The organism is Hypericibacter terrae (assembly GCF_008728855.1).
Classification (GTDB): domain Bacteria; phylum Pseudomonadota; class Alphaproteobacteria; order Dongiales; family Dongiaceae; genus Hypericibacter; species Hypericibacter terrae.
Map to the genome: position 1 here is coordinate 3,178,471 of NZ_CP042906.1, position 24,799 is coordinate 3,203,269.

Annotated in this window: 35 protein-coding genes; all 35 read right to left on the reverse strand. The window is 65.5% G+C overall.

Annotated features, from left to right (window positions below; genetic code table 11):
- Positions 1-16 precede the first annotated feature (16 nt).
- Positions 17-2,134, reverse strand: coding sequence for an AsmA family protein (locus FRZ44_RS14450; protein ID WP_151177851.1), 2,118 nt, complete (start codon positions 2,132-2,134; stop codon positions 17-19).
- Between the two features lie 3 nt (positions 2,135-2,137).
- Positions 2,138-2,812, reverse strand: coding sequence for an HAD-IA family hydrolase (locus FRZ44_RS14455; protein WP_151177852.1), 675 nt, complete (start codon positions 2,810-2,812; stop codon positions 2,138-2,140).
- Positions 2,813-2,819: 7 nt separating this feature from the next.
- Entirely contained in the window at positions 2,820-3,830 is a 1,011-nt protein-coding gene (locus tag FRZ44_RS14460) for an RluA family pseudouridine synthase (protein ID WP_151177853.1), read from the reverse strand.
- A 9-nt stretch (positions 3,831-3,839) separates the two neighbouring features.
- A complete protein-coding gene (locus tag FRZ44_RS14465) occupies positions 3,840-5,141 on the reverse strand; it encodes a replication-associated recombination protein A (protein ID WP_151177854.1) in 1,302 nt (433 codons plus the stop codon).
- Between the two features lie 25 nt (positions 5,142-5,166).
- Positions 5,167-6,588 (reverse strand): DegQ family serine endoprotease, encoded by a 1,422-nt coding sequence (locus FRZ44_RS14470; RefSeq protein ID WP_151177855.1) that lies wholly within the window; start codon positions 6,586-6,588, stop codon positions 5,167-5,169.
- A 200-nt stretch (positions 6,589-6,788) separates the two neighbouring features.
- Positions 6,789-7,220 carry a 50S ribosomal protein L17 gene (gene rplQ, locus FRZ44_RS14475; protein WP_151177856.1) on the reverse strand — a complete coding sequence of 144 codons (432 nt, stop codon included), beginning with the start codon at positions 7,218-7,220 and terminating at the stop codon, positions 6,789-6,791.
- Positions 7,221-7,384: 164 nt separating this feature from the next.
- Positions 7,385-8,401 (reverse strand): DNA-directed RNA polymerase subunit alpha, encoded by a 1,017-nt coding sequence (locus FRZ44_RS14480; RefSeq protein ID WP_151177857.1) that lies wholly within the window; start codon positions 8,399-8,401, stop codon positions 7,385-7,387.
- A 154-nt stretch (positions 8,402-8,555) separates the two neighbouring features.
- The gene (gene rpsK / locus FRZ44_RS14485; protein WP_151177858.1) at positions 8,556-8,948 is read right to left on the reverse strand and encodes a 30S ribosomal protein S11; all 393 of its coding nucleotides are present in this window, start codon (positions 8,946-8,948) and stop codon (positions 8,556-8,558) included.
- Between the two features lie 24 nt (positions 8,949-8,972).
- A complete protein-coding gene (gene rpsM, locus FRZ44_RS14490; RefSeq protein WP_151177859.1) occupies positions 8,973-9,347 on the reverse strand; it encodes a 30S ribosomal protein S13 in 375 nt (124 codons plus the stop codon).
- Positions 9,348-9,448: 101 nt separating this feature from the next.
- Positions 9,449-10,108 (reverse strand): adenylate kinase, encoded by a 660-nt coding sequence (locus FRZ44_RS14495; protein WP_151177860.1) that lies wholly within the window; start codon positions 10,106-10,108, stop codon positions 9,449-9,451.
- Positions 10,105-11,448, reverse strand: coding sequence for a preprotein translocase subunit SecY (gene secY, locus FRZ44_RS14500; RefSeq protein WP_151177861.1), 1,344 nt, complete (start codon positions 11,446-11,448; stop codon positions 10,105-10,107). The genes FRZ44_RS14495 and secY overlap by 4 nt, the downstream gene beginning before the upstream one ends.
- 25 nt (positions 11,449-11,473) lie before the next feature.
- Positions 11,474-11,965 carry a 50S ribosomal protein L15 gene (rplO, locus tag FRZ44_RS14505; RefSeq protein ID WP_151177862.1) on the reverse strand — a complete coding sequence of 164 codons (492 nt, stop codon included), beginning with the start codon at positions 11,963-11,965 and terminating at the stop codon, positions 11,474-11,476.
- A 96-nt stretch (positions 11,966-12,061) separates the two neighbouring features.
- Positions 12,062-12,274 carry a 50S ribosomal protein L30 gene (gene rpmD, locus FRZ44_RS14510; protein ID WP_151177863.1) on the reverse strand — a complete coding sequence of 71 codons (213 nt, stop codon included), beginning with the start codon at positions 12,272-12,274 and terminating at the stop codon, positions 12,062-12,064.
- A gap of 26 nt (positions 12,275-12,300) precedes the next feature.
- Positions 12,301-12,870: a 30S ribosomal protein S5 gene (gene rpsE, locus FRZ44_RS14515; protein ID WP_151177864.1), complete on the reverse strand. Its 570-nt coding sequence runs from the start codon at positions 12,868-12,870 to the stop codon at positions 12,301-12,303.
- A gap of 10 nt (positions 12,871-12,880) precedes the next feature.
- On the reverse strand, positions 12,881-13,240 hold the full coding sequence (gene rplR, locus FRZ44_RS14520; protein WP_151177865.1) for a 50S ribosomal protein L18: 360 nt from the start codon (positions 13,238-13,240) through the stop codon (positions 12,881-12,883).
- A 12-nt stretch (positions 13,241-13,252) separates the two neighbouring features.
- Positions 13,253-13,786 (reverse strand): 50S ribosomal protein L6, encoded by a 534-nt coding sequence (gene rplF, locus FRZ44_RS14525; RefSeq protein WP_151177866.1) that lies wholly within the window; start codon positions 13,784-13,786, stop codon positions 13,253-13,255.
- Between the two features lie 12 nt (positions 13,787-13,798).
- On the reverse strand, positions 13,799-14,197 hold the full coding sequence (gene rpsH / locus FRZ44_RS14530; protein ID WP_151177867.1) for a 30S ribosomal protein S8: 399 nt from the start codon (positions 14,195-14,197) through the stop codon (positions 13,799-13,801).
- Between the two features lie 15 nt (positions 14,198-14,212).
- Positions 14,213-14,518: a 30S ribosomal protein S14 gene (gene rpsN / locus FRZ44_RS14535; RefSeq protein ID WP_151177868.1), complete on the reverse strand. Its 306-nt coding sequence runs from the start codon at positions 14,516-14,518 to the stop codon at positions 14,213-14,215.
- A 21-nt stretch (positions 14,519-14,539) separates the two neighbouring features.
- Complete coding sequence (gene rplE / locus FRZ44_RS14540) at positions 14,540-15,085, reverse strand: 50S ribosomal protein L5 (protein ID WP_151177869.1); 546 nt, start codon at positions 15,083-15,085, stop codon at positions 14,540-14,542.
- 8 nt (positions 15,086-15,093) lie between these two features.
- Positions 15,094-15,417: a 50S ribosomal protein L24 gene (gene rplX, locus FRZ44_RS14545; protein WP_151177870.1), complete on the reverse strand. Its 324-nt coding sequence runs from the start codon at positions 15,415-15,417 to the stop codon at positions 15,094-15,096.
- A 29-nt stretch (positions 15,418-15,446) separates the two neighbouring features.
- A complete protein-coding gene (gene rplN, locus FRZ44_RS14550; protein WP_151116787.1) occupies positions 15,447-15,815 on the reverse strand; it encodes a 50S ribosomal protein L14 in 369 nt (122 codons plus the stop codon).
- A 13-nt stretch (positions 15,816-15,828) separates the two neighbouring features.
- Positions 15,829-16,077 (reverse strand): 30S ribosomal protein S17, encoded by a 249-nt coding sequence (gene rpsQ, locus FRZ44_RS14555; protein WP_151177871.1) that lies wholly within the window; start codon positions 16,075-16,077, stop codon positions 15,829-15,831.
- Positions 16,078-16,088: 11 nt separating this feature from the next.
- Positions 16,089-16,286, reverse strand: coding sequence for a 50S ribosomal protein L29 (gene rpmC, locus FRZ44_RS14560; RefSeq protein WP_151177872.1), 198 nt, complete (start codon positions 16,284-16,286; stop codon positions 16,089-16,091).
- 1 nt (position 16,287) lies between these two features.
- Positions 16,288-16,707: a 50S ribosomal protein L16 gene (gene rplP / locus FRZ44_RS14565; RefSeq protein ID WP_151177873.1), complete on the reverse strand. Its 420-nt coding sequence runs from the start codon at positions 16,705-16,707 to the stop codon at positions 16,288-16,290.
- 32 nt (positions 16,708-16,739) lie between these two features.
- Positions 16,740-17,417, reverse strand: a complete 678-nt coding sequence (gene rpsC, locus FRZ44_RS14570; protein ID WP_151177874.1) for a 30S ribosomal protein S3 — start codon at positions 17,415-17,417, stop codon at positions 16,740-16,742.
- A 1-nt stretch (position 17,418) separates the two neighbouring features.
- On the reverse strand, positions 17,419-17,799 hold the full coding sequence (gene rplV, locus FRZ44_RS14575) for a 50S ribosomal protein L22 (protein ID WP_151177875.1): 381 nt from the start codon (positions 17,797-17,799) through the stop codon (positions 17,419-17,421).
- Between the two features lie 7 nt (positions 17,800-17,806).
- Positions 17,807-18,088 carry a 30S ribosomal protein S19 gene (rpsS, locus tag FRZ44_RS14580; RefSeq protein WP_151177876.1) on the reverse strand — a complete coding sequence of 94 codons (282 nt, stop codon included), beginning with the start codon at positions 18,086-18,088 and terminating at the stop codon, positions 17,807-17,809.
- A 12-nt stretch (positions 18,089-18,100) separates the two neighbouring features.
- Entirely contained in the window at positions 18,101-18,922 is an 822-nt protein-coding gene (gene rplB, locus FRZ44_RS14585) for a 50S ribosomal protein L2 (protein ID WP_151177877.1), read from the reverse strand.
- A gap of 3 nt (positions 18,923-18,925) precedes the next feature.
- Positions 18,926-19,258, reverse strand: coding sequence for a 50S ribosomal protein L23 (locus tag FRZ44_RS14590; protein WP_151177878.1), 333 nt, complete (start codon positions 19,256-19,258; stop codon positions 18,926-18,928).
- The gene (rplD, locus tag FRZ44_RS14595) at positions 19,255-19,875 is read right to left on the reverse strand and encodes a 50S ribosomal protein L4 (protein ID WP_151177879.1); all 621 of its coding nucleotides are present in this window, start codon (positions 19,873-19,875) and stop codon (positions 19,255-19,257) included. Before rplD ends, FRZ44_RS14590 begins: the two co-directional genes overlap by 4 nt.
- 5 nt (positions 19,876-19,880) lie before the next feature.
- Entirely contained in the window at positions 19,881-20,585 is a 705-nt protein-coding gene (gene rplC, locus FRZ44_RS14600; RefSeq protein WP_151177880.1) for a 50S ribosomal protein L3, read from the reverse strand.
- Positions 20,586-20,610: 25 nt separating this feature from the next.
- Positions 20,611-20,925, reverse strand: coding sequence for a 30S ribosomal protein S10 (gene rpsJ / locus FRZ44_RS14605; RefSeq protein ID WP_151116757.1), 315 nt, complete (start codon positions 20,923-20,925; stop codon positions 20,611-20,613).
- Positions 20,926-20,951: 26 nt separating this feature from the next.
- Complete coding sequence (gene tuf, locus FRZ44_RS14610; protein WP_151177881.1) at positions 20,952-22,142, reverse strand: elongation factor Tu; 1,191 nt, start codon at positions 22,140-22,142, stop codon at positions 20,952-20,954.
- 52 nt (positions 22,143-22,194) lie between these two features.
- A complete protein-coding gene (gene fusA / locus FRZ44_RS14615) occupies positions 22,195-24,270 on the reverse strand; it encodes an elongation factor G (RefSeq protein WP_151177882.1) in 2,076 nt (691 codons plus the stop codon).
- 39 nt (positions 24,271-24,309) lie between these two features.
- The gene (rpsG, locus tag FRZ44_RS14620) at positions 24,310-24,780 is read right to left on the reverse strand and encodes a 30S ribosomal protein S7 (protein WP_151177883.1); all 471 of its coding nucleotides are present in this window, start codon (positions 24,778-24,780) and stop codon (positions 24,310-24,312) included.
- Positions 24,781-24,799 lie beyond the last annotated feature (19 nt).

The following is a 24,799-nucleotide window of genomic DNA, read 5'->3' on the forward strand; positions in this document are numbered from 1 at the left end:
CGAGCGTGCCGGCCCCTCAGGGCAGCAGGCTCTTCAATGCGTTGCCGGTGTCCTGGAGCGTCTTGCCGGCATCGTCCAGCACCTTCTGGCCCGGGGTCGTGGGGGCCGCGGGCGCCGTCGAGCCCGTCGTGCTGGTACCCGTCCCGCCGTTGAGCGCCACCACGCAGGGATTGCCGCCTCCCCCAGCGGTGGCCGTCGTGGTCGTGCCGCTCGAGCTCCCGCCCGACCCGGTGACGCCGGCGAGCGCCCCCAGGATGTCGCCGCCGCCGGAGGCCACGCCTACCGCCGCGCCGGCGATGCCCTGCGCCAGGGCCGCCGCATCGGGCGTGACGCTCGGGTTCGCCATGGTGCCGCCGATATTCACCGGGATCGCCAGATTGGCGAGGTTGGTCTGCTTGGCGCGGGGATCGAGATGCAGCTTCAGCTTCTCGTTCGCCAGGTTGATGTCGCCATTGCCCACGATGCTGGCGCCGTTGGTATCGAGCACCAGGCCGGTGCTGGTGGCGAGGCCCTTCTTGATGTCGAACTTGCTGACGAAGCAGTTGAGATTGGTGCTGTCGCCGCTGCCGCCGCTCGCGATCAGCTTGAACAGGTCGGAGAGCAGGATCTGGGCGAAGCGATTGTTGATGTGTCCCTCGCCCATGGCGAAGTTGGTATTGCCATTGAGGCCCGCCATGATCTCGCGCACCGAGTTGCCGGCGCCGGCCACGTCGAGATCGAGGTCCGCCTTGCCGCCCGTCAGCACGTCGCTGATCGAGAGCGTCTGCAGCAGGGTTCCCACCTCGACCTGCTTGGCATTGATCTTGACGGCCACGGGCGCCGGCGTCTTGGCCCCGTCGATCACGGCCGAGATCACGAAATTGCCGCCGCCCAGCCCGCTCTGGAAGTTCTTGAGGGTGAGCTTGCTGTCCTGCAGCACCATGTCGAGCTCGAGATTCTCGAGCGTCACCGGATCCTTGATGAATTTCTGCGCGGTCAGATGGATGTTGGCGTCGACAGCACCAAGTCCGTCGAAGGGCAGCGGGTCGGCCGGGAAGATGCGGCCGTCGTTCGCCGTCCCGGAGCTGGTGACACCGGAACCGGCACCGCCGCCGGCGGCGGGCTTCACCCCGAAATCCTTCAGATCGATCATCGCGGCGGCGAGGTTGGCGGTGATGCTCGGCTTCTTGCCGCCCATCGCCACGCTGGCGTCGCCGGTCATGCTGCTGGTGCCCATCTTGAGCTGGAGCTGCTCGACCTTGTAGACGCCGCTCGGGTTCGAGAGATTGCCGGCGACGCTATAGGGCCCGAGCGGCGGCAGGGTCGCCCCCGAAATGGCATTGAGGTCGGCGAGGCTCTTGCCTTCGATCGCCAGCGCGACCGCTACACCTTCGGCGGTCAGCGGCTTCGCCGCAGCGCCCTTGAGCGCGATCTTGGCGCCGCCTGCTTCGACGGTGACGTCGATCGGAAAGGCCTGGTTGGCGAGCAGCGCCCCCACCGCGCCGATCGTGCCCTTGGCGGCAATAGGGTTGTCGTTATAGCTGCCGTCGAGCGCGATCTCGATCGGGCTGGAGGCGCTGTCGGCCTCGGCCGTGAACGACTTGATGACGATGGTCTTGGTCTGCTTGGTGACCCCGTCGGTCCAGAGAACCTGCGAGTCCTCGATCCGGATGTTGTGCACGACCGGCAGCGTTGCCGGACCGCCGGTGGCGCTGGACGTGCTGGTGGTCGTCGTCGTTGTGGTGGCCGTCGACGGGGTCGCGGGCGTAAATACCCAATTACCCTGACCCTTGTCGTTGGTCTCCAGCAGGATGTCCGCACCCTTGAGGACGATCCGGTTCACCTCGACATTGCCGCTCAAGAGCGGGATCAGCCGGACCTCGGCCTCCAGCCGCTTCATCTTGATCAGTTCGGGGCGAGAGCCCCAGGAGGCATTGGAGAAGGTCACATCATTGACGGCGAGCGCCGGGTTCCAGGAGATCACCAGATCGACATCGCCCGCGAGCGTGAGATCGCGTCCCGTGGCCTCCTTCACCTTCGCAGCGATGAGGCCCTTGTACTGGTTGAAATCCTGCGACTTCAGGATGGCGATGCCCGCCACCACGACCGCCACCACCAGAACGACCAGACCGATCAGAACGTATTTGAACCGCATAAATCACCGTTCCCCGTAATTGGCGAGTGCCATGGGCAGATCTTCCGGCCGCATAATGACCCGGCCGGCGCCGGCGCGGGCAAGGTCCGCGGGCTCATGATAGCCCCAACCGGCGCCGATACCAGCCGTACCCGCATTATAGGCCATTTCCATGTCGAAACTGGTGTCTCCGATCAGCACTGTCGAGGCCGGATCGACACCCATTTCCGCCATGGCCTGATTCAGCATGGCCGGATGCGGTTTGCTGGGCGCCCGATCAGCGGTCTGCAGGGTGACGAAGCGCTCCGTCAGCCCGTGCGCCTCGAGCGTATGGCGCAACCCGCGCAGATTTTTGCCGGTGGCGATGCCGAACACCACGTCCGGGCCCTCGATCGCGGCGATCGCCTCGAGAATCCCAGGAAAGAGCGGCTCCTGAAAGCTGTCGCTTTGTCGCGCCGCCACGGCCTCGCGGCGGAAGGCCGTGGCGAGCTTCGCCAGCATCTGTTCGCCGACATCGGGTTGGAGCGCCGCGATCGCCGTCTCCAGCGTCAGGCCGACCACGCGGCGTATCGCCGCCGGTTCGGGCTCGCGCAGGTCGAGCGAGCGCCAGGCCGAGGCCATCGCCGCGACGATCGTGTGCTGACTGTCCACGAGCGTGCCGTCGCAGTCGAACATGATCAGTTTGAAACGATGCGACATCACCAACTTAGAACTCGAACTCCTCGCGGTTCGCCGGTCCCGAGGAGATGGAGAATCCCAGAAACTTCCAAGTCGCGACCATATGCGGCGGCAAGGGCGCGCTGACGCGGAAGATCTTGCCGGCCGGATGCGGAAATTCGAGGGCGCGGGCATGGAGATGAAGCTGACGCGAGATTTCCTTCCCCGGCAGAAAGGCCCCGGCCCCGCCGTATTTTCCGTCGCCCAGGATCGGCGTGCCCAAGGCCGCGCAATGGGCGCGCAACTGATGGGTGCGTCCGGTTTCCGGCCGCAAGGCGAGCCAGGCCGCCTTGCGGCCGATATGCTCGACCGTGCGGTAGTAGGTGACGGCGCGCTGGCCTTCCTCCTGGTCGGGGCGGACCCGTTCGCCGCTCTGGCCGGGCTGCTTCGACAAGGCGAGATCGATCCGGCCCGACAACGGCTGCGGCAAGCCGATCACGGCCGCCCAATAGAGCTTGTGCACCTCGCGCCCGCGAAACAGCTCCGCGAGCTTGGCCGCGGCGCGGGCCGTGCGCGCCAGCACCAGTACGCCGCTCGTATCCTTGTCGAGACGGTGGACCAGGCGCGGCCGTTCCTCGCTGCCGAAACGCAGCTCGTCGAGCGCGCCGTCGAGATGCACCGTGGTTTCCGTGCCCCCCTGCACGGCAAGCCCGGCGGGCTTGTCGATCACGAGCAGCCAATCGTCGCGATGCAGGATCCGGCGGCGCAGTTCCTCGCCCAGCCGCGCCGAGGCGAGATCGGACTTGCGGGACTTCGATTCCGTCCGCTCACGCGGGGCCGCTTCGCCGCCGGGTGCCGCCAGCGGCGGCACGCGCACGACCTGACCAGGCTCGAGGCGATGGTTGGCCTTGATGCGCTTGCCATCGACCCGCACCTGGCCGGTGCGCAGCAGCTTCTCCAGCCGGCCATGCGTCAGCTCGGGAAAGCGGCGCTTGAACCAGCGATCGAGCCGCTGCTCCGCCTCGTCCCGGTCGATGGTGATCGATTCCACGCTGCTCATGATGCGGCCCTATTCTTCGCGCTGGCCCTGGGCGCGGTTGCGCAGCTTGGCCCAATAATCGAGCCGCTTGCGGATCTCACGCTCGAAGCCGCGCTCGACCGGTTGATAGAACTCGCTGCGGGCCATGCCGTCGGGGAAATAGTTCTGACCCGAGAAACCCTCCTCGGTGTCGTGATCGTACTCATAGCCCTTGGCGTAACCCAGATTGCGCATGAGCCGCGTGGGCGCGTTCAGGATATGCTTGGGCGGCATCAGCGAGCCGGTCTCGCGGGCCGCCCGCTGCGCCGCGCCGAAGGCCCGGTAGGCGGCATTAGATTTGGGTGCGGTCGCCAGATAGAGCACGCATTGCGCCAGCGCGAGTTCGCCCTCGGGAGATCCCAATCGTTCATAGGTGTCCCAGGCCGCCAGCGCTTGCAGAAGCGCGTCCGGATCGGCCAGCCCGACATCCTCCGCCGCGAAACGCACCATGCGCCGCGCGACATAGAGCGGATCCTCGCCGCCCACCAGCATGCGCGCGAACCAATAGAGCGCCGCGTCCGCATCCGAGCCGCGCAAGGATTTATGCAAGGCGCTGATCAGGTTGTAATGGCTCTCCTGCGCCTTGTCGTAGAGCGGCATCCGGCGCTGGACGGCCGCGGCCAATCCCGCCACATCGAGCGGCGTCTTCGCCGGCAGTCGGAACAGTTCCTCGGCCATGTTGAGGAGATAGCGGCCGTCGCCGTCCGCCATGGCGCGCAAGGCCTCGCGCGCCTCGGGCGCCACCGGCAGCGCCCGGCCCTCGACGGCCTCGGCCCGAGCCAGCAGTTTCTCCAGGGCCTCGTCATCGAGCCGGCGCAGCACGAAGACCTGGCAGCGCGACAGCAAGGCGCCATTGAGCTCGAAGGACGGGTTTTCGGTCGTGGCACCGACCAGCGTCACGGTGCCGTCCTCGACATAGGGGAGGAAGCCGTCCTGCTGCGCGCGGTTGAAGCGATGGATCTCGTCGACGAAGAGCAGCGTGCCGCGACCGACGCTGCGCCGGCCCTTGGCCGCCTCGAAGACCTTGCGCAGATCGGCGACACCGGAGAAGACGGCGGACAAAGGCTCGAACTGCATGTCGCTGCGCGCCGCGATGAGGCGGGCCAGCGTGGTCTTGCCGCAACCGGGCGGGCCCCAGAGGATCATCGAAGAGATCCGTCCGGTGGCGACCATGCGGCCGACGGGACCCTCCGGCCCCAGCAGATGATCCTGCCCGACCACCTCGTCGAGCGACTGCGGTCGCAGCCGGTCGGCCAGCGGGCGCGGCGCCTGGCTCTCGAATAGATTTGTCATCGCCTGCCCAGGGGGGCCATGGGGCTCATCCCAGATCGAGCGTCTGAACGCGGTCGCCGCGCTTGACCGTGATCTTCCAATGGACCGAGCGCTGAGCCAGTTGATCGAGCGTCGTCTTGACGTCGGGACAGGGCACTTCGTTGATCTTGAGCAGGATGTCTCCCGGGCGGAACCCGACCTGCGCCGCCGGGCTGCCATTGTCGATCTTCGTCAGGATCACGCCCGACCAGACTCCCGACATTCCCACCTCCTCCGCCAGGGCCGGCGAAAGATTGGCGAGATAGGCCCCCATCAGCGGCGTGCGGCCCTCGACCAGGGTTTCGTCGCGCGGCGGCGTCTCGGGGGCCTGGGTCAGCGGAATGGGAATCTCGAGCGACTGCCCTTTGCGCAGCACCGTCAGGGTCGCCGTGCTGCCGATCGGCAGGGTCGCCAGACGGAATCGCAGCGCACCGGGATCCTCGACCGCGCGGTCGTTGATGGCCGTCACGATGTCGCCGACCTTCAGGCCCGCCCGCTGCGCCGGACCGCCGTCATAGAGATTGTTGATGACGACGCCGCCGGGCTTCGCCAGGCCGAAACCCTGCGCCAGTTCCGCGGTGACGGGCTGGCCGGTGGCGCCGATCCAGGGCCGCACGATCCGTCCGCCATTGCCCGCCGCATCGATGACCGACTTGACCATGTTGGCCGGGATGGCGAAGCCGATCCCCACCGACCCGCCGCTACGCGAGACGATCGCCGTGTTGATGCCGGCGAGCTTGCCGTCCATCGTCACGAGCGCACCGCCGGAATTGCCGGGATTGATGGCGGCATCGGTCTGGATGAAGAAGCCATAGTCGGAGATGCCGACGCGCGTGCGCGCGAGCGCGGAGACGATGCCGCTGGTCACGGTCTGGCCGACGCCGAAGGGATTGCCGATCGCCAGCACCAGGTCGCCGACTTCGAGCGCATCGGAATCGCCGAGGGGCAGCACCGGCAGCGCCGCCCCTTCGGGATCGACCTTCAGCAACGCCAGGTCGCTCTGGTCGTCGCTGGTGACGAGCGTCGCCGAGAACTCGCGGCCGTCGCTGAGGACGACCTTGATCTCCTGCGCGCCCTCGATCACATGGACGTTGGTCACCACCAGTCCGTCGCTGCGGACGATGACGCCGGAGCCCAGCGAATTCTGCGTCCGCTGCGAGGGCTGGCCCAAGGCGTCGCCGAAGAACTGGCGGAAGAAGGGATCGTTGAAGAGCGGCGAGGTCCGCTGCTGCACCACGGCGCGCGTATAGATGTTCACAACCGCGGGCTCGACCTGCTTCACCAGGGGCGCGAAGGACAGCGTGATCTGTTCGCGCGAGCTCGGGACGGCCGGCTCGTCGGCGCGCAGGCTGCCGGTCATGAATGCGCAGCAGGCGCAGACCGTGAACCAGAGAATCGTCAGGCGGCGGGCCGGACGCAACGGACGCATGCAGTCTCCATGGACAGAAACGGGCAGGACCGGTGGCCCGGGGGCCGGAATGGCCGGTCTCGAGGGATTTTAACCGGAACCGGCGACCGGCCCAACCCGGATGGCATTACGGCGCCGAAAGCCGGAAAGGAAAAGGGCGGCCCCGAGGGACCGCCCTTCCCGTTTTCGTCGCTGGCGCGAGAAGCCAGACCCTTGGGCCTTCAGGCCTCGGGCTGCTGCTCGTCGCCCTCGCTGACCTGCTGGCTGGGACCCGAATCCAGGCCCTTGGCCGCAGGGTCGCGATCGACCAGCTCGATGATGGCCATCGGCGCGTTGTCGCCGAACCGGAACCCCGCCTTGAGCACGCGCGTATAGCCGCCGGCGCGGCCCTTGTAGCGCTCGGCCAGGGTGTCGAACAGCTTGCGGGTCTGCACCTCGTCGCGCATCGTCGCCAGGACCTGGCGGCGGGCATGGAGCCCGCCCCGCTTGCCCAGCGTGATCAGCTTCTCGACGATCGGCCGGAGATCCTTGGCCTTCGGCAAGGTGGTCTTGATCTGCTCATGCTTGATCAGCGCCGCCGCCATATTGGCGAACATGGCCTTGCGGTGGCTGCTGGTCCGATTGAGTTTGCGGCCGCTCATACCGTGACGCATCGCTTGCTTCCTTCTCTCCGGTCCGGCGCCGCGCGGGGCCTCTGACCCCGACACGACCCGATTGCATCATCCCGTCGCCGCAGGCGCCCCCGCCAAGGGGCTCACCCATGTACGACCGGGTGCGGGCCACCATGGCCCGCGCTCCAGTTACGCCCGTCTTCGGCTCAGTACGGCTCGTCGAGCCGCTTCGCCAGGTCTTCGATGTTCTCCGGCGGCCAGTTCGGGATCTCCATGCCGAGATGGAGGCCCATCTGCGCCAGCACTTCCTTGATCTCGTTGAGCGACTTGCGGCCGAAATTCGGCGTCCGCAGCATCTCGGCCTCGGTCTTCTGAACCAGATCGCCGATATAGACGATGTTGTCGTTCTTCAGGCAGTTCGCCGAACGGACCGACAGCTCGAGCTCGTCGACCTTGCGCAGGAGATTCTTGTTGAAGGGCGGCTCGGCCGTCCGGATCTCCTCGCGCACGGCGCTCGGCTCTTCGAAATTGATGAAGAGCTGGAGCTGGTCCTGCAGGATGCGCGCGGCGAGCGCCACGGCATCTTCAGGGGCGATCGCGCCGTTGGTCTCGACCTGCATCGAGAGCTTGTCATAATCGGTGACCTGGCCGACGCGGCTGTTGTCGACCTTGTAAGACACCTTCTTGACCGGGCTGAACAGCGCATCGACCGGGATCAGGCCGATCGGTGAATCTTCCAGGCGGCTGACGGCCGCGGCCATGTAGCCTTTCCCCGTGTCGACGGTGAATTCCATCTTCACGTTCGCGCCCTGGTCGAGGGTGCAGAGCACGAGATCGGGATTCATGATCTCGATGTCATGGCCGGTCTGAATCATGCCGGCGCGCACTTCGCCCGGGCCTTCGGCCACGAGGCGCATGCGCTTCGGGCCTTCGCCATGCATCTTCAGGCCCATGCCCTTGATGTTGAGGACGATGTCGGTCACGTCCTCGCGCACACCCGGGATCGACGAGAATTCATGCAGCACGTTCTCGATCTGCACCGAGGTGACGGCCGCACCCTGCAGCGACGACAGCAGCACGCGACGCAGCGCGTTGCCGAGGGTCAGGCCAAAGCCACGTTCGAGCGGCTCGGCCACCACGGTGGCAAAGCGCTTGGGGTCAGTGCCGGGCTCGACGGCCAGCTTGTTCGGCTTAATGAGCTCGGTCCAGTTTTTCTGCAACACGATTGCGACCTCTCGCTGTCGTCCGACCGGCCTTCTGATCCGGGGCCCGCACCCTCGGTTTACCGCCGGTCTGGACTGGTTCTGGTCTTCTGCACACGCAACGCCCGGCGCGGGTCGCCGGGCGGTGGAATCTTCTGCGGTCTCTAGAGTCCGTTCAGACGCGCCGGCGCTTGGGCGGGCGGCATCCGTTATGCGGAATCGGCGTCACGTCCTTGATCGAGGTGATGGTGAAGCCGGCACCCTGCAACGCGCGCAGCGCGGACTCGCGACCCGAACCCGGGCCCTTCACCTCGACTTCCAAAGTCTTCACGCCATGCTCCATCGCCTTGCGCGCCGCCGCGTCGGCGGCAACCTGCGCGGCATAGGGCGTGGATTTGCGCGAGCCCTTGAAGCCGAGGCTCCCCGACGACGCCCAGGCCACGGTATTGCCCTGCGCGTCGGTGATGGTGATCATCGTATTGTTGAAGCTCGCATTCACATGCGCGACGCCAGAGGTAATGTTCTTACGCTCTTTGCGACGCGGGCGCGCGGTGGCTGCCTTGACCATGGCCTTGTCTTCTCCTTGAAACTCTTAGACGGCCTTTTTCTTGCCGGCGATCGACTTGGCCGGACCCTTGCGGGTACGCGCATTGGTATGGGTGCGCTGACCGCGCACCGGCAGACCCTTGCGATGGCGCAAGCCACGGTAGCAACCAAGGTCCATCAGCCGCTTGATGTTCATCGCGACTTCACGACGCAGATCGCCCTCGACGCGATAGTCACGATCGATGACCTCGCGGATGCGAACGACATCGTCGTCCGTCAGCTGATGCACCCGCCGATCGGCCGGAATACCGACTTTGTCGATGATTTCCTTGGCCTTGGCGTTTCCGATGCCATGAATATAGGTCAGGGCAATCAGGACACGCTTTTGCGTCGGGATATTGACGCCCGCAATACGCGCCACCGCTATTTCTCCTTGAATTTCAACGGGATAGACGACGGGACGAGAGTCACCATCAGCCCGAGGGCGCGCATTATATGAAGATTCGCCATCGAGTCAACCGGTTAGGCCGCCGCAATCCCATTCAGGATGGTCTCGATCTCCCGGGTCACCTGATCCGGAGCCGCCATCCCGTCGACTAGCTTCAAGAGACCCTTGCGCCGGTAGTAAGGCACGATCGGCGCGGTCTGCGCCCGATAGGCCACCAGCCGCGCCTTCAGGGTCTCCGGATTATCGTCCTTGCGGCGGACGAACTCGGTCGAGCCGCAAACATCGCAAATCCCCGGCTTCTTCGGGGGATGAAACTTGTCGTGGTAGCCCGTGCCGCATTTGGCACAGGTGAAACGGCCCGAAATGCGCTCGATCAGCGCCTCCTCGTCGACCGCCAGCTCGATCACCGCATCGAGCTTCCGGCCGCCCTGGGCCAGCATCTTGTCCAGGGCCTCGGCCTGGGCCTCGGTCCGCGGAAAACCGTCCAGCACAATGCCCTTGCGGGCCTCCGGTGCGGCAATCCGCTCGGCGATCATGGCGATGATGATCTCGTCGGGCATGAGCTGGCCCGCTTCCATCACCTTCTTGGCCTGCTGCCCCAAGGCACTGCCCGACGCCACGGCCTGGCGCAGCATGTCGCCGGTCGATAGCTGCACCAGCCCCCGCGTCGTCTCGAGCCGCTTGGCCTGGGTGCCCTTCCCCGCCCCCGGCGGGCCCAGGAGAATCAGGTTCATCCCCGCCGCCCCTTGAGCTTCGACTTCTTGATGAGCCCTTCATACTGGTGCGCCAGCAGGTGCGAATGCACCTGCGCGACGGTATCCATCGTGACCGAGACCACGATCATCAGGCTGGTGCCGCCGAAGTAGAACGGCAGCGCATATTGCGAGATCAGAATCTCGGGCAGGAGACAGATGATCGAGATGTAGGCCGCGCCCAGAACCGTGATTCGCGTCAGCACATAGTTGATGTACTCGGCCGTCGGCCGGCCCGGCCGGATGCCCGGGATGAAGCCGCCATATTTCTTCAGGTTCTCCGCGGTATCGACCGGATTGAAGACGATCGCCGTGTAGAAGAAGGTGAAGAACACGATCAGCCCGACATAGAGGGCCATATAGAGCGGCTGGCCGTGGGCCAGCACGCGGGTGATCGGCTGCAGCCAGTCCGGGCCGCCCTGGGCGCCGAAGCTGGCGACCGTCAGGGGCAGCAGCAGCAGCGAGCTCGCGAAGATCGGCGGAATGACGCCGGCGCTGTTGAGCTTGAGCGGCAGATGCGAGCTGTCGCCGCCATACATCTTGTTGCCGACCTGGCGCTTCGGATACTGCACCACCAGCCGCCGCTGGGCGCGTTCGAAGAACACCAGGGTGGCGATCGTCACGACCGCGACGATCAGGATGACGATGATGAGGAAGGTCGAGAGCGCACCGGTGCGGCCGAGTTCCAGGGTCCGGACCATAGCCGCCGGCAGGTTGGCGACGATCCCGGAGAAGATGATCAGCGACACGCCGTTGCCGACGCCGCGCGAGGTGATCTGTTCGCCCAGCCACATCAGGAAAATGGTGCCGCCGGTCAGCGTGATCATGACCGAGATGCGGAAGAACATCCCCGGATCCGCGACCGCGCCATGGCCGCCGGAACTCATGCCTTCGATGCCGACCGCGATGCCGTAGGCTTGCAGGGCCGCCAGGATCACCGTGCCGATGCGGGTATATTGGTTGATCTTCTTGCGGCCGGCTTCACCCTCCTTCTTCATCGCCTCGAGCGTGGGCGAGATGCTGGAGAGGAGCTGCATGATGATCGATGCCGAGATGTACGGCATGATGTTCAGCGCGAAGATGGTCATGCGCCCGAGCGCGCCGCCCGAGAACATGTCGAAAATGCCCAGCACGCCCGTGGCATGCTGCTTGAACACGTCCTGCAGCACGCCGGGATCGATACCCGGCAGCGGAATATAGGTGCCCAGCCGATAGACGATCAGAGCGCCCAGGGTGAACCAGATGCGGTTCTTGAGCTCTGTCGCCTTCGAGAAGGCGGAAAAGTTGATATTGGCGGCGAGCTGTTCGGCGGCTGATGCCATGGTGCCCGTCCGACTTCCGCGGGCCTCAGCCCGCTGCCTTGGTTTCTGCCTCGACGGCGGGCTTCGTGACGACGACCGTGCCGCCCGCCTTCTCGACCGCGGCGATGGCCGCCTTCGAGGCGCGGGCAACCTTGAAGGTCGCCTTGGTCGTGAGCTCGCCCTGGGCCAGGAGCGAAATGCCGTCCTTCACCCGGGTGGTGACGCCGGCGGCCTTGAGGGCCTTGCCGTCGATGGGCTTGCCGGCATCGAGCTTGCCGGCCGCGATCGCGGCCTGGACCCGGCCCAGATTCACCGCCACATAGTCCTGGCGGAAGATGTTGTTGAAGCCGCGCTTGGGCAGACGCCGGTACATCGGCATCTGGCCGCCTTCGAAGCCGTTGATGGCGACGCCGGTACGCGCGGTCTGGCCCTTGCCGCCGCGCCCGCCGGTCTTGCCCTTGCCCGAACCGATGCCGCGGCCGACGCGGATGGGGTTCTTGCGGGCGCCCGGATTGTCCCTGAGCTGATTGAGCTTCATCGTCATCGATCCTTAATTTTAGCCCTCCTGGCTGGCGCCCGAGGGGTCTCTGTCTAGATAGGAACCCGGACGCCGGGTTGCCAGCCGGGGCCGTCCTCAGCCCTGCTGGTCGTCCACCCGAACCAGGTGATGCACGCGCTGGATCATGCCGCGAACCGCGGGCGTATCCTCCAGCACTCGGCTGCGGCCCATCTTGTTGAGCCCCAGGCCGATGAGGGTGCGGCGCTGGCCATCCTCGCGACCGATCGGGCTCCCGATCTGGGTCACCTTGACTTGGGCCTTCTTGCCCGCCGCCTTCTTCTCAGCCATCTCAAATACTCCCGTTCGCGACCTGGTTATTCGCGGGCATCCGCGCCTTCGGCGCGCTTGCCCAGAATGTCGCTGACCTTACGACCGCGGCGCGCGGCCACCGAACGCGGCGAGCTGCTGCGGGTGAGCGCATCGAACGCCGCCTTGATCATGTTGTGCGGGTTGGAGGTGCCGACCGACTTCGCCACCACGTCCGCGACGCCGAGCGCCTCGAAGATGGCGCGGATCGGACCGCCCGCGATGATGCCGGTGCCGGGCACCGCGGCGCGCAGCACGACCCGACCGGCGCCGTAATGGCCGATGATGTCGTGATGCAGCGTGCGGCCTTCGCGCAGCGGCACGCGCACCATGGCGCGCTTGGCCTGCTCGGTCGCCTTGCGGATGGCCTCGGGCACTTCACGCGCCTTGCCGGAGCCATGGCCGACGCGGCCCTTGCCGTCGCCGACCACGACGATGGCGGCGAAGCCGAACCGACGGCCGCCCTTCACCACCTTGGCGACGCGGTTGATCCCGACCAGCTTTTCGATCAGCTCGGATTCTTCGCCGCGCGGACCGCGCTCGCGATCGCGGCGCCCTGACTTTTCGGCACGTGCCATCTCGATACCTCTAGAAGCTGAGACCGCCCTCGCGGGCGGCGTCGGCCAGGGCTTTCACCCGGCCATGAAACAGATAACCGCCGCGGTCGAACACGACTTCCTTGATCCCGGCATCGAGCGCACGCTTGGCCACCAGCTTGCCGACGGCCTCGGCCGCCTGCTTGTTGGCGCCGGTCTTGAGGCCCTCGCGGACATCCTTGTCCAGGCTGGACGCGGCCGCGACCGTGACGCCCTTGGTGTCGTCGATGACCTGGGCATAGATATGCTGCCCCGAGCGGAACACCGACAGACGCGGACGGTCGCTCTTGCGGCGGATCGCAACCCGGTTTCGGCGCTGACGGCGCGCGAACAATGCTTCTGGCTTGGCCATGGTTCGACCCTCTTACTTCTTCTTGCCTTCTTTGCGCAGGATCGTCTCGCTGTCGTACTTGATGCCCTTGCCCTTGTAGGGCTCGGGACCGCGGTACGAGCGGATTTCCGCCGCAACCTGGCCGACACGCTGCTTGTCGGCGCCGGTGATGGTGATCGAGGTCGGCTTGTCGCACTTGATCGTGATGCCTTCCGGAATGGGGAAGTTCACGTCGTGGCTATAGCCGAGCTGCAGCTGCAGGCTCTTGCCCTGGACCGCGGCGCGGTAACCGACGCCGTTGATCTCCAGGTTCTTGGTGTAGCCCTGCGCCACGCCGCGGACCATGTTGCGCACGAGATTGCGGGTGGTGCCCCACATCATGCGCGCCTGCTTGGTCTCGTTGGCCGGCTTGACCCAGAACTTGCCGTCATCGACTCCGGCCTCGACCAAAGCGCTCAGCGGGAGCGAAAGCTCGCCCAGCTTGCCCTTGGCCTTGACCTTGTGACCGTCGACCGCGAGCGTGACGCCGCTCGGCACGGGGACGGGATTCTTTCCGACGCGTGACATCTCATTCGTCCTTTAGAACACGCGGCACAGCACCTCGCCGCCGACATTGGCGGCGCGCGCTTCGCTGTCCGACATGACGCCGCGCGGCGTCGAGAGGATCGAGATGCCGAGGCCGTTATAGACCCGCTGCAGGTCGGCGATCCGCGAATAGACGCGACGGCCCGGCTTCGAAACCCGCGAGATCTCCCGGATGACGGGAGCGCCCTCGTGGTATTTCAGCTCGATCTTGATTTCGCCGAAGCCCGGATCGGCCACATGCTGGCTGAAGTTGCGGATATAACCCTCGCGCTTCAGGACTTCCAGCACGCTGGAACGCAACTTCGAGGCCGGAGTCGACACGCTGTGCATGCCGGCCTTCTGTGCATTCCGAATCCGGGTCAGCATATCCCCCAGGGGATCACTCAATGCCATGACCGGCTTTCCTCCTTACCAACTCGACTTGACCATGCCCGGGATCTGCCCGGACGAGGCCAGCTCGCGTAGCGCAATGCGCGACAGCTTGAACTTGCGGTGAAACCCGCGCGGACGACCGGTCAGCTCGCAACGATTATGCTGGCGCACCGGCGATGAGTTGCGCGGCAGCTGGGCGAGCTTGAGGCGCGCGGCAAAGCGCTCCTCCATCGGCCGACCCTCGTCGTTCGCGATCGCTTTCAGACGGTCGCGCTTGGCGGCATATTGCTTGGCCAGCGCGCGGCGCTTCTTGTCGCGATTGATGGAGCTCTTCTTAGCCATGTTTTCCCTCCGATGCCCCGGTCAATTGACGAAGGGCATAGCGAAGCCCTTCAGCAGGGCCTTGGCCTCGGCATCGCTCTTCGCCGAGGTGCAGATGACGATATCGAGTCCGCGGATTTCCTGGATCTGGTCGTAGTTGATCTCGGGAAACACGATCTGTTCCTTGAGGCCGAGCGCGTAGTTGCCGCGGCCGTCGAAGCTCTTGCCGGACACGCCGCGGAAGTCGCGGACGCGCGGCAGGGCGATGTTGACCAGCCGGTCGAGGAACTCGTACATGCGCTCGCGGCGCAAGGTCACCTTGCAGCCGATGTTCATGTTCTCGCGCAGCTTGAAGACGGCGATCGACTTGCGGGCCTTGGTCATGATCGGCTTCTGGCCGGCGATGGCCATGAGCTCCGCCGCCGCTTGCGTCGTCTTCTTGCTGTCGTTGACCGCCTCGCCCACGCCCATATTGAGGACGATCTTCTCCAGCCGCGGCACCGCGAACGGATTGTCGTACTTGAACTCGGCCATCAGGGCCGGGCGCACGACCTTTTCGTAATGTTCCTGCAAACGCGTCGTGGTCATGGCAGCACCTAGCGATCGATGGTTTCGCCCGAACGACGCGCCACGCGAACCTTGCGGCCGTCATCCAGGAACTTGTAGCCGACGCGGGTCGGCTTGTCGGTCTTCGGGTCGATCAGGGCGAGGTTGGAGACGTGGATCGGCGCCTCCTTCTCGACGATGCCGCCCTGCTCGCGCGCGGTCTGGCGGGTATGCCGCTTGACCATGTTCACGCCCTGCACTAGCGCGCGCATGTCCGTCGGGTAGACGCGGATCACTTCGCCGTTCTTGCCCTTGTCGCGGCCGGTCAGCACGGTGACGCGGTCGCCTTTCCTGATCTTGAGCTTGGTCGCCATCTAGGTCTTCCTCTTCGCCTGCCCGGTGCTCACAGAACTTCCGGAGCGAGCGAAATGATCTTCATGAACTTCTTGCCCCTGAGCTCGCGAGTGACGGGGCCGAAGATACGGGTGCCGATCGGCTCGCCCTGCTTGTTGATCAGCACGGCGGCGTTGCGGTCGAAGCGGATGAGGCTGCCGTCGGTCCGGCGGATCGCCTTGGAAGTGCGCACGATCACCGCCTGGTGAACGTCGCCCTTCTTCACGCGGCCCCTCGGAATGGCCTCCTTGACCGAGACGACGATGACGTCGCCCACGGACGCGTATTTACGCTTGGAGCCGCCGAGCACCTTGATGCACTGCACCCTGCGTGCGCCCGAATTGTCGGCCACTTCCAGGTTCGTCTGCATCTGGATCATGACGCCGGTCTCCTCAGGCCTGCTGGGAAGCGGCAGAGGAGACAACCTCCCACCGCTTCGTCTTGGACAGCGGCCGACACTCTTGGATCATCACCGTGTCGCCAACCTTGGATGCATTCGTCTCGTCGTGCGCGGCATAGCGCTTCGAACGACGGATGAACTTCTTGTAGATCGGGTGCATGACGCGACGTTCGACGCTGACGATGACCGTCTTGTCGTTCTTGTCGCTGACCACAACACCCTGGAGCACTCGCCTCGGCATGTTCCTGTCTCCTAGGCCCGCTCGCGGGATTTTTCGTTGAGCACGGTCTGGATGCGGGCGATCTCGCGCCGCACCTCACGCACGCGTGCGGTGTTCTCAAGCTGGCCGCTGGCCCTGCGGAAGCGGAGGTTGAACGCCTCCTTGCGCAGATCCACCAGCGACGCCTTCAGCTGGTCGGGAGTCTTGAGCCTGACGTCTTCAGCCTTCATTTCAACCCTCCTCGCCCAGGCGAGCCACGAAACGCGTCTTGATCGGCAGCTTGGCCGCCGCCAGGGAGAACGCTTCGATCGCCAGCGACTTCGGCACGCCATCGATCTCGAACATGATCCGGCCGGGATGGATGCGGACCACCCAGTATTCGGGTGTGCCCTTACCCGAGCCCATGCGGACTTCGGCAGGCTTGCGCGACACCGGAACGTCCGGGAACACGCGGATCCAGATACGACCCAGCCGCTTCATGTGGCGGGTGACGGCGCGGCGGGCGGCCTCGATCTGGCGCGCGGTGACGCGGCCGGGCTCGGTCGCCTTCAGGCCATAGGCACCGAAATCGAGATTGGTGCCGGCCTTGGCCTTGCCGTGAATGCGGCCCTTGTGGGCCTTACGGAATTTCGTGCGCTTCGGCTGAAGCATGACTGTCGCTCCCTACTCTCTTGCTTCGGCCTTCAGCGCGCGACCTGCTGCTCGAGGGCGCGCTTGTCCTGCGCCATCGGGTCGTGGGCCATGATCTCGCCCTTGAACACCCACACCTTCACGCCGCAGGTGCCGTAGGTGGTCATGGCCGTCGCCTCGCCGTAGTCGATCTCCGCGCGCAGGGTGTGCAGCGGCACGCGGCCTTCGCGATACCACTCCGTGCGCGCGATCTCGGCGCCGCCCAGACGGCCGGCGCAGGTGATACGAATGCCCTGGGCGCCCAGGCGCATCGCCGACTGCACCGCGCGCTTCATGGCGCGGCGGAAGGCGACACGGCGCTCGAGCTGCTGGGCGATGTTCTCGGCCACCAGCTTCGCGTCGATCTCGGGCTTGCGGATCTCGACGATGTTCAGGCTGACTTCGCTGCCCGTCATCTTGGCGAGGTCGCTGCGCAGCTTCTCGACGTCGGCGCCCTTCTTGCCGATCACCACGCCCGGACGGGCGGTGTGGATCGTGATGCGCGCGCGCTTGCTCGGACGCTCGATGACGATGCGGCTGACGCCGGCCTGCAGGAGGCGCTTCTGAAGATACTTCTTCAGGCGCAGATCCTCGTGCAGCAGCGCCGCATAATCGTCGTCGGCAAACCAGCGCGAATCCCAGGTGCGATTGATGCCGACGCGCAGCCCGATCGGATTGACTTTCTGACCCATCTTATGCGGTCTCCTCGCTCTCGCGAACGACGACTGTGAAGTTGCTCCACCACTTCTCGACCTTCGCCGCCCGGCCGCGAGCGCGCGCATGGAAGCGACGCATCACGAAACCGCGGCCGACGCTGGCCTCGGACACGACCAGGCGGTCGACGTCCAGCTGGTGATTGTTCTCGGCATTGGCGATCGCCGCCTGCAGGACCTTCTTCGCCTCGCGCGCGATGCGCCGCTTGGAGAATGTCAGCTCGGCCAGCGCCGCGCTGGCGCTCTTGCCGCGGATCGACTGCGCGACCAGGTTCAGCTTGCGCGGGCTCGTACGCAGGAGCCGCGCCACCGCCTTCGCCTCGGTCTCGGTCAATGTCCGGGGATGTGCCTTCTTGCTCATCGCCCCGTTACTCCCTCTTGGCCTTCTTGTCGGCCGCCGTGTGGCCGTGGAAGAAGCGCGTCGGCGCGAACTCGCCGAAACGGTGGCCGATCATGTTCTCGGTCACCAGAACCGGCAGGAACTTGTTGCCGTTATAGACGCCGAAGGTCAGGCCGACGAACTGCGGCAGGATGGTCGAGCGACGCGACCAGGTCTTGATGACCTCGTTACGGCCCGTGCCGCGCGACGTCTCGGCCTTCTTCAGCAGATATCCGTCGACGAACGGACCCTTCCATACGGAGCGTGCCACTGCGCGCCCTCCTTACTTGCTGACCTGACGGCGACGCAGAATCTGGCCGTCCGTCTTCTTGTTGTGCCGCGTCTTCTTGCCCTTGGTGGAGATGCCCCAGGGTGTGACCCAGGCCATACCGCCGTTGGTGCGACCGCCGTGAGGATGATCGACCGGGTTCATGGCAATGCCACGGACGTTCGGGCGACGGCCCAGCCAGCGCGACCGGCCGGCCTTGGCGATGACGATGTTCTGCTGGTCCGGGTTCGACACGGCGCCGATCGTGGCCATGCACTCGCTCGAGACCTTGCGGACCTCGCCCGAGGCCATGCGCAGCAGGGCGAACCCGGCGTCGCGGCCGACGAGCTGGACGAAGGTGCCGGCGGCGCGGGCCATCTGGCCGCCGCGGCCCGGCTTCATCTCCACATTGTGGACGATGGTGCCGACCGGAATGCTCTTCAGGGGCATCGCGTTGCCCGGCTTGATGTCCGCGCGTTCGCCCGACACCACCACGTCGCCCGCCTTCAGGCGCTGCGGCGCCAGGATATAGGCGAGCTCGCCGTCGGTGTACTTCACGAGCGCGATGAAGGCGGTGCGGTTCGGATCGTACTCGAGCCGCTCCACCGTCGCTTCCATGTCGAACTTGCGACGCTTGAAGTCGATCGTGCGGTAACGCCGCTTGTGACCGCCGCCGCGCTGGAACACGGTGATGCGGCCGTTATTGTTGCGGCCGCCCGTCTTGCGCAGACCTTCGGTCAGCGCCTTTACGGGATCGCCCTTGTGCAGCTCGCTGCGGTCGACGATGACCAACTGGCGGGTGCTGGGCGTGACCGGCTTGAATGTCTTGAGCGCCATCGCTTAGACCCCCGACGTCACGTCGATGGTGTTGCCCTCGGCGAGGGTGACCATCGCTTTTTTGGTATCCGAACGGAAACCCAGGCGGCCGCGGAAGCGCTTGGTCTTGCCCAGCTGACGCAGGGTGTTGACGGCAACCACCTTGACCTTGAACACGCCTTCGACGGCGGCCTTGATCTCCGGCTTGGTCGCGTCCAGCGGAACCTTGAAGGTCACCTGGCTGTGCGCGGACCCGGCCGTTGACTTCTCCGTCACCACCGGCGAACGGATCAACTCGTACATGCGGGCCTGGCTGAGCTTGGTCTCAACCGGCTTGATCGCCCTTGCTCTGCTCATTTCAGTCGCGCCTCCAGATGCTCGACAGCGGCCTTGGTCAGGACCAGCACGTCGCGCCGCAGAATGTCGTAAACATTCGCACCCTGCTGCGGCAGCAGATCGAGATGGGGAATGTTCGAGGTCGCGCGGCGGAAATTCTCGTCCACCGCGGGGCCGTCGATCAGGAGCACCGAGCTCCAGCCGAGCTTGCCCAGCTTGCCGACCAGGTCCTTGGTCTTCGCCTTGGCGGCGACCAGGCTGTCGACCACGATCAGCTTGCCGTCGGCCTGCTTGCTCGAGAGCGCCGTCTTGAGCGCGAGCTTGCGGACCTTCTTGGGCAAGCCATGCTCGTGGCTGCGCACCACGGGCCCGAAGATCACCGCGCCGCCGCGGAACTGCGGCGAGCGCAGCGAGCCCTGGCGGGCGCTGCCGGTGCCCTTCTGCTTATAGGGCTTCTTCGTGGTGCCCTGGACGTCACTGATGATCTTGGTCTTGTGCGTGCCCGCGCGGCGCTTGGCGAGCTGCCAGTTGACGGCGCGCGCAAGGATGTCGCGGCGCACGGGCAGACCGAACACCTCGTCGGAGAGATCGATCTCGCCGACCTTCTTGTTGTCCAGGCTTGTGACCGGGAGCTTCATCGGCCTTATTCCTTCTTCTCGGCCGCGGGCTCGGCGCCGGCCTTGAGGCCCGCCGGGAACGGCAGGTCCTTCGGCGCCTTGCGCTTCACTGCGTCGCGCAGCATCACCCAGCCGCCATCGGCGCCGGGGACGGAACCCTGGACATAGATCAGACCCTGGTCGGCGTCGGTCGAGACGACCTTCAGGTTCAGCGTCGTGACCCGCTCGTTGCCGAGATGGCCGGCCATCTTCTTGCCCGGGAAGGTACGACCCGGGTCCTGGCGGTTACCGGTCGAGCCGTGGCTGCGGTGCGAGACCGACACGCCGTGGGTGGCGCGCAGGCCGCCGAAGTTCCAGCGCTTCATGACACCGGCGAAACCCTTGCCGATGCTGGTGCCGGTCACGTCGACGAACTGGCCGGCCACGAAATGGGCGGCCGAGAACTCGGCCCCGACCTCGAGCAGCGCCTTCGGCTCGACGCGGAATTCCGCCAGCTTGCGCTTGGGCTCCACCTTCGCCTTGCCGAAATGGCCGCGCTGGGCCTTGGTCAGGTTCTTCACTTTCGGGCGACCGATGCCGAGCTGAACGGCGGTATAGCCATCGCGTTCGGCGGTCTTCACCGCCACGACCTGGCACCCATCCATCTTCAACACGGTCACCGGCACATGCGCACCTTCATCGTTGAAGATGCGGGTCATGCCCAGCTTTTGTGCGATCAAACCGGAACGCATGGTTCCACTCCCGGACATGCCTAGACTAGTTCTTCAACTTGATCTCGACGTCCACACCGGCGGCGAGCTCGAGCTTCATGAGCGCATCCACCGTCTGCGGGGTCGGATCGACGATATCGAGCAGCCGCTTGTGCGTCCGAATCTCGAACTGCTCGCGGCTCTTCTTGTCCACGTGCGGCGAACGCAGCACCGTCACGCGCTCGATGCGGGTCGGCAGCGGGATCGGGCCACGCACCTGGGCGCCGGTGCGCTTGGCCGTGTTGACGATCTCGCCGGTCGACTGATCGAGCACGCGGTGATCGAACGCCTTCAGGCGGATCCGGATATTCTGGTTTTCCATGTCTTGATCCCTCGGCCGAAGCCGCCCTATTCGATGATGGAGGCGACGACGCCGGCGCCGACGGTACGGCCGCCCTCGCGGATGGCGAAGCGCAGGCCTTCATCCATCGCGATCGGCGCGATCAGATGCACCTCCATCGCGATGTTGTCACCCGGCATCACCATTTCCGTGCCCGCCGGCAGAACCACCGTCCCCGTCACGTCCGTCGTCCGGAAGTAGAACTGCGGGCGGTAGTTCGAGAAGAACGGCGTATGACGGCCGCCCTCCTCCTTCGTCAGGATGTAGGCCTCGGCCTTGAACTTCGTGTGCGGCGTGATCGCGCCCGGCTTCGACAGAACCTGGCCCCGCTCCACTTCCTCGCGCTTCGTGCCGCGCAAGAGCGCGCCGATGTTGTCGCCAGCCTCGCCGTAGTCCAGCAGCTTGCGGAACATCTCGACGCCCGTCACGATCGTCTTCGTCGTCGGACGCAGACCCACGATCTCCACTTCGTCGCCGACCTTCACCGACCCGCGCTCGATGCGGCCCGTCACCACCGTCCCGCGGCCCGAGATCGAGAACACGTCCTCGATCGGCATCAGGAACGGACGGTCCTTCGCGCGCTCAGGCTGCGGAATGCTCGTATCCACCGCCTGCATCAGCTGCAAGATCGCGTCGTGGCCCAGCTTCGGCTCCCGGTTCTCCAGCGCGCACAAGGCCGAGCCCCGGATCATCGGAATGGTGTCGCCCGGGAAGTTGTAGGAGGTCAGAAGCTCGCGAACCTCGAGCTCCACCAGCTCCAGAAGCTCCGGATCGTCCACCATGTCGCACTTGTTCAGGAACACCACCAGCGCCGGAACGCCGACCTGGCGCGCCAGCAGGATATGCTCGCGCGTCTGCGGCATCGGACCGTCCGCCGCCGAGACCACCAGGATCGCGCCGTCCATCTGCGCGGCACCCGTGATCATGTTCTTCACATAGTCGGCATGGCCCGGGCAGTCCACATGCGCGTAGTGACGGTTCTTCGTCTCATACTCAACATGAGCCGTGTTGATCGTGATCCCGCGCGCCTTCTCTTCCGGCGCCTTGTCGATCTGGTCGTAGGCCATGAACGTCGCCCCGCCCGTCTCCGCCAGCACCTTCGTGATCGCCGCCGTCAATGACGTCTTCCCATGGTCGACGTGACCGATCGTCCCAATGTTGCAGTGCGGCTTGTTCCGCTCGAATTTCGCCTTCGCCATCGTCCTTACTCCGTCTTCTTGGTGCGAGCTGCTCTGTCGATTGCTTCCGAGGTCACGCCATCTTGGCGCGGACTTCGTCGGCAACCGCCTGAGGAACCTGCTCGTAGTGGTCGAAATGCATGGTGTACTGCGCCCGGCCCTGGGACATCGAACGCAGCGTGTTCACGTAGCCGAACATGTTGGCCAGCGGCACCATGGCGCTGATCACGCGGGCGTTACCGCGCGAGTCCATGCCCTGCACCTGGCCGCGCCGGCTGTTCAGGTCGCCGATGACGTCGCCCATATAGTCGTCGGGCGTCACCACCTCGACCTTCATGATCGGCTCCAGCAGCTTCGGGCCGGCCTTCGGAATGCCCTCGCGGTAGCAGGCGCGCGCGGCGATGTCGAAGGTCAGCACGTTGGAGTCCACGTCGTGGTAGGCGCCGTCGATGAGCGTCGCCTTGAAGTCGATCATCGGGAACCCGGCGATCACGCCGGACTCCTTCGCGGCCTTCAGGCCCTTCTCGACGCCCGGCACGAATTCGCGCGGAACCGCGCCGCCGACCACGTCGTTCTCGAACTCGAACCCGCCGCCCGGGGGCAGCGGTTCGAAGCGGATCTTGACGCGGGCGAACTGGCCCGAGCCGCCGGTCTGCTTCTTATGGGTGTAGTCCTGCTCGATCTTCTTGGAGATCGTCTCGCGATAGGCCACCTGCGGCGCGCCGACATTGGCCTCGACCTTGAACTCGCGCTTCATGCGGTCGACGATGATCTCGAGATGCAGCTCGCCCATCCCCTTGATGATGGTCTGGCCGCTCTCGGCGTCGCTCGAGACGCGGAAGGACGGGTCTTCCTGGGCCAGGCGGTTGAGCGCCATGCCCATCTTCTCCTGGTCGCCCTTGGTCTTGGGCTCGACCGCCACTTCGATGACGGGCTCCGGGAATTCCATGCGCTCGAGGATGATCGGGTTGGCCGGATCGCAGAGCGTGTCGCCCGTGGTCGTCGCCTTGAGGCCCGCGAGCGCCACGATGTCGCCGGCGCGGGCTTCCTTGATGTCTTCGCGGTGGTTCGCATGCATCTGCAGCATGCGCCCGCAACGCTCCTTGTCGCCCTTCACCGTGTTCAGCACCTGCTGGCCGGCGGAGAGCACGCCCGAATAGATGCGCACGAAGGTGAGCGAGCCGACGAAGGGGTCGGTCATGATCTTGAAGGCGAGGCCCGAGAAAGGCTCCTCGTCCGAGCTCTTGCGGCTGAGCGGCTCGTCGGTGTCCGGCTTGATGCCGACGACGTCGGCGACGTCGGTCGGGGCCGGCAGAAAGTCGACCACGGCGTCGAGCAGCGGCTGCACGCCCTTGTTCTTGAAGGCGCTGCCGCAGATGACGGGGACGAAGGTGCTGGTGACGGTGCCCTTGCGGACGAGCCGCTTGATGGTCTCTTCGTCGGGCTCCTTGCCGTCGAGATAGGCCTCGAGCACGGTCTCGTCGAGCTCGACGATGGCCTCGAGCAGCGCATGGCGGTACTCGTCGGCCTTCGCCTTGAGGTCGGCCGGGATCTCGCCGACGGTGAATTCGGCGCCGAGCGCCTCGTCCTTCCAGACGATGCCCTTCATGCGGACCAGGTCGACGACGCCGGCGAACTCGCTCTCGACGCCGATCGGCAGCTGCAGCACCAGCGGCTTCGCGCCCAGGCGGTCGATGATCATCTGCACGCAGCGATAGAAGTCCGCGCCGATGCGATCCATCTTGTTGACGAAGCAGATGCGCGGCACGCCGTACTTGTCGGCCTGGCGCCACACCGTCTCCGACTGCGGCTCCACGCCAGCGACGCTGTCGAACACCGTGCAGGCGCCGTCCAGCACGCGCAAGGAACGCTCGACTTCGATGGTGAAGTCGACGTGGCCCGGCGTGTCGATGATGTTGATGCGGTGGTCCCGCCAGAAACAGGTCGTCGCGGCCGAGGTGATGGTGATGCCGCGCTCTTGCTCCTGCTCCATCCAGTCCATGGTGGCGGTGCCTTCATGGACTTCGCCGATCTTATAGGAACGGCCGGTATAATAGAGGATGCGCTCGGTGGTCGTGGTTTTACCGGCATCGATGTGAGCCATGATGCCGATATTGCGGTACCGATCGAGCGGGGTGGTGCGAGCCATGATCTCAGTTGTCCTCGGACTTTTTCGCTATCGCCTGGATTACCAGCGGTAGTGCGAGAAGGCCTTGTTCGCTTCGGCCATCTTGTGCGTGTCTTCGCGCTTCTTCACCGAGGCGCCGCGGTTGTTGGCGGCATCGAGCAGCTCGGCGGAGAGGCGGTCGGTCATCGTGCTTTCGGAACGGCCGCGCGCGTTCTGGATGATCCAGCGGATCGCGAGGGCCTGGGCGCGCTCCGGACGGACTTCGACCGGAACCTGGTAGGTGGCGCCACCGACACGACGCGAGCGCACTTCGAGGTGCGGCTTCACGTTGTCGAGCGCGTCGCGGAACACCTTCACCGGATCGCCCTTGGACTTCTTCTCGACCTGCTCGAGCGCGCCATAGACGGTGCTCTCGGCGACCGACTTCTTGCCCGCATACATCAGCGAGTTCATGAATTTCGTGAGAACGACGTCGCCGAACTTGGCATCCGGCAGGACTTCGCGCTTCTCGGCAGCATGACGACGAGACATCTGTTCGACGCTCCTTAAA

Coding starts and splice junctions, on each gene's coding strand:
- rplN (WP_151116787.1), bottom strand. CDS start 15,815: ATGATCCAGATGCAGACGAACCTGGAAGTGGCCGACAATTCGGGCGCA.
- rplP (WP_151177873.1), bottom strand. CDS start 16,707: ATGCTTCAGCCGAAGCGCACGAAATTCCGTAAGGCCCACAAGGGCCGC.
- rpsG (WP_151177883.1), bottom strand. CDS start 24,780: ATGTCTCGTCGTCATGCTGCCGAGAAGCGCGAAGTCCTGCCGGATGCC.
- rpsH (WP_151177867.1), bottom strand. CDS start 14,197: ATGGCATTGAGTGATCCCCTGGGGGATATGCTGACCCGGATTCGGAAT.
- rplF (WP_151177866.1), bottom strand. CDS start 13,786: ATGTCACGCGTCGGAAAGAATCCCGTCCCCGTGCCGAGCGGCGTCACG.
- FRZ44_RS14495 (WP_151177860.1), bottom strand. CDS start 10,108: ATGAACCTGATTCTCCTGGGCCCGCCGGGGGCGGGGAAGGGCACCCAG.
- rplO (WP_151177862.1), bottom strand. CDS start 11,965: ATGAAGCTCAATCAGCTCAGGGACAATCCGGGCGCCCGCAAGAACCCC.
- FRZ44_RS14460 (WP_151177853.1), bottom strand. CDS start 3,830: ATGAGCAGCGTGGAATCGATCACCATCGACCGGGACGAGGCGGAGCAG.
- rpsQ (WP_151177871.1), bottom strand. CDS start 16,077: ATGCCGAGGCGAGTGCTCCAGGGTGTTGTGGTCAGCGACAAGAACGAC.
- fusA (WP_151177882.1), bottom strand. CDS start 24,270: ATGGCTCGCACCACCCCGCTCGATCGGTACCGCAATATCGGCATCATG.
- rplB (WP_151177877.1), bottom strand. CDS start 18,922: ATGGCGCTCAAGACATTCAAGCCGGTCACGCCCAGCACCCGCCAGTTG.
- rplX (WP_151177870.1), bottom strand. CDS start 15,417: ATGGCGACCAAGCTCAAGATCAGGAAAGGCGACCGCGTCACCGTGCTG.
- FRZ44_RS14455 (WP_151177852.1), bottom strand. CDS start 2,812: ATGTCGCATCGTTTCAAACTGATCATGTTCGACTGCGACGGCACGCTC.
- rplQ (WP_151177856.1), bottom strand. CDS start 7,220: ATGCGTCACGGTATGAGCGGCCGCAAACTCAATCGGACCAGCAGCCAC.
- FRZ44_RS14450 (WP_151177851.1), bottom strand. CDS start 2,134: ATGCGGTTCAAATACGTTCTGATCGGTCTGGTCGTTCTGGTGGTGGCG.
- rplE (WP_151177869.1), bottom strand. CDS start 15,085: ATGACCACGACGCGTTTGCAGGAACATTACGAAAAGGTCGTGCGCCCG.
- rpsN (WP_151177868.1), bottom strand. CDS start 14,518: ATGGCTAAGAAGAGCTCCATCAATCGCGACAAGAAGCGCCGCGCGCTG.
- rpmC (WP_151177872.1), bottom strand. CDS start 16,286: ATGAAGGCTGAAGACGTCAGGCTCAAGACTCCCGACCAGCTGAAGGCG.
- FRZ44_RS14590 (WP_151177878.1), bottom strand. CDS start 19,258: ATGAGCAGAGCAAGGGCGATCAAGCCGGTTGAGACCAAGCTCAGCCAG.
- rplR (WP_151177865.1), bottom strand. CDS start 13,240: ATGGCCAAGCCAGAAGCATTGTTCGCGCGCCGTCAGCGCCGAAACCGG.
- rplC (WP_151177880.1), bottom strand. CDS start 20,585: ATGCGTTCCGGTTTGATCGCACAAAAGCTGGGCATGACCCGCATCTTC.
- tuf (WP_151177881.1), bottom strand. CDS start 22,142: ATGGCGAAGGCGAAATTCGAGCGGAACAAGCCGCACTGCAACATTGGG.
- rpsE (WP_151177864.1), bottom strand. CDS start 12,870: ATGGCACGTGCCGAAAAGTCAGGGCGCCGCGATCGCGAGCGCGGTCCG.
- rplD (WP_151177879.1), bottom strand. CDS start 19,875: ATGAAGCTCCCGGTCACAAGCCTGGACAACAAGAAGGTCGGCGAGATC.
- rplV (WP_151177875.1), bottom strand. CDS start 17,799: ATGAGCAAGAAGGCACATCCCCGGACATTGACCGAGACCGAGGCGAAG.
- FRZ44_RS14465 (WP_151177854.1), bottom strand. CDS start 5,141: ATGACAAATCTATTCGAGAGCCAGGCGCCGCGCCCGCTGGCCGACCGG.
- FRZ44_RS14470 (WP_151177855.1), bottom strand. CDS start 6,588: ATGCGTCCGTTGCGTCCGGCCCGCCGCCTGACGATTCTCTGGTTCACG.
- rpsK (WP_151177858.1), bottom strand. CDS start 8,948: ATGGTCAAGGCAGCCACCGCGCGCCCGCGTCGCAAAGAGCGTAAGAAC.
- rpmD (WP_151177863.1), bottom strand. CDS start 12,274: ATGGCTGAGAAGAAGGCGGCGGGCAAGAAGGCCCAAGTCAAGGTGACC.
- rpsC (WP_151177874.1), bottom strand. CDS start 17,417: ATGGGTCAGAAAGTCAATCCGATCGGGCTGCGCGTCGGCATCAATCGC.
- rpsJ (WP_151116757.1), bottom strand. CDS start 20,925: ATGGAAAACCAGAATATCCGGATCCGCCTGAAGGCGTTCGATCACCGC.
- secY (WP_151177861.1), bottom strand. CDS start 11,448: ATGGCATCAGCCGCCGAACAGCTCGCCGCCAATATCAACTTTTCCGCC.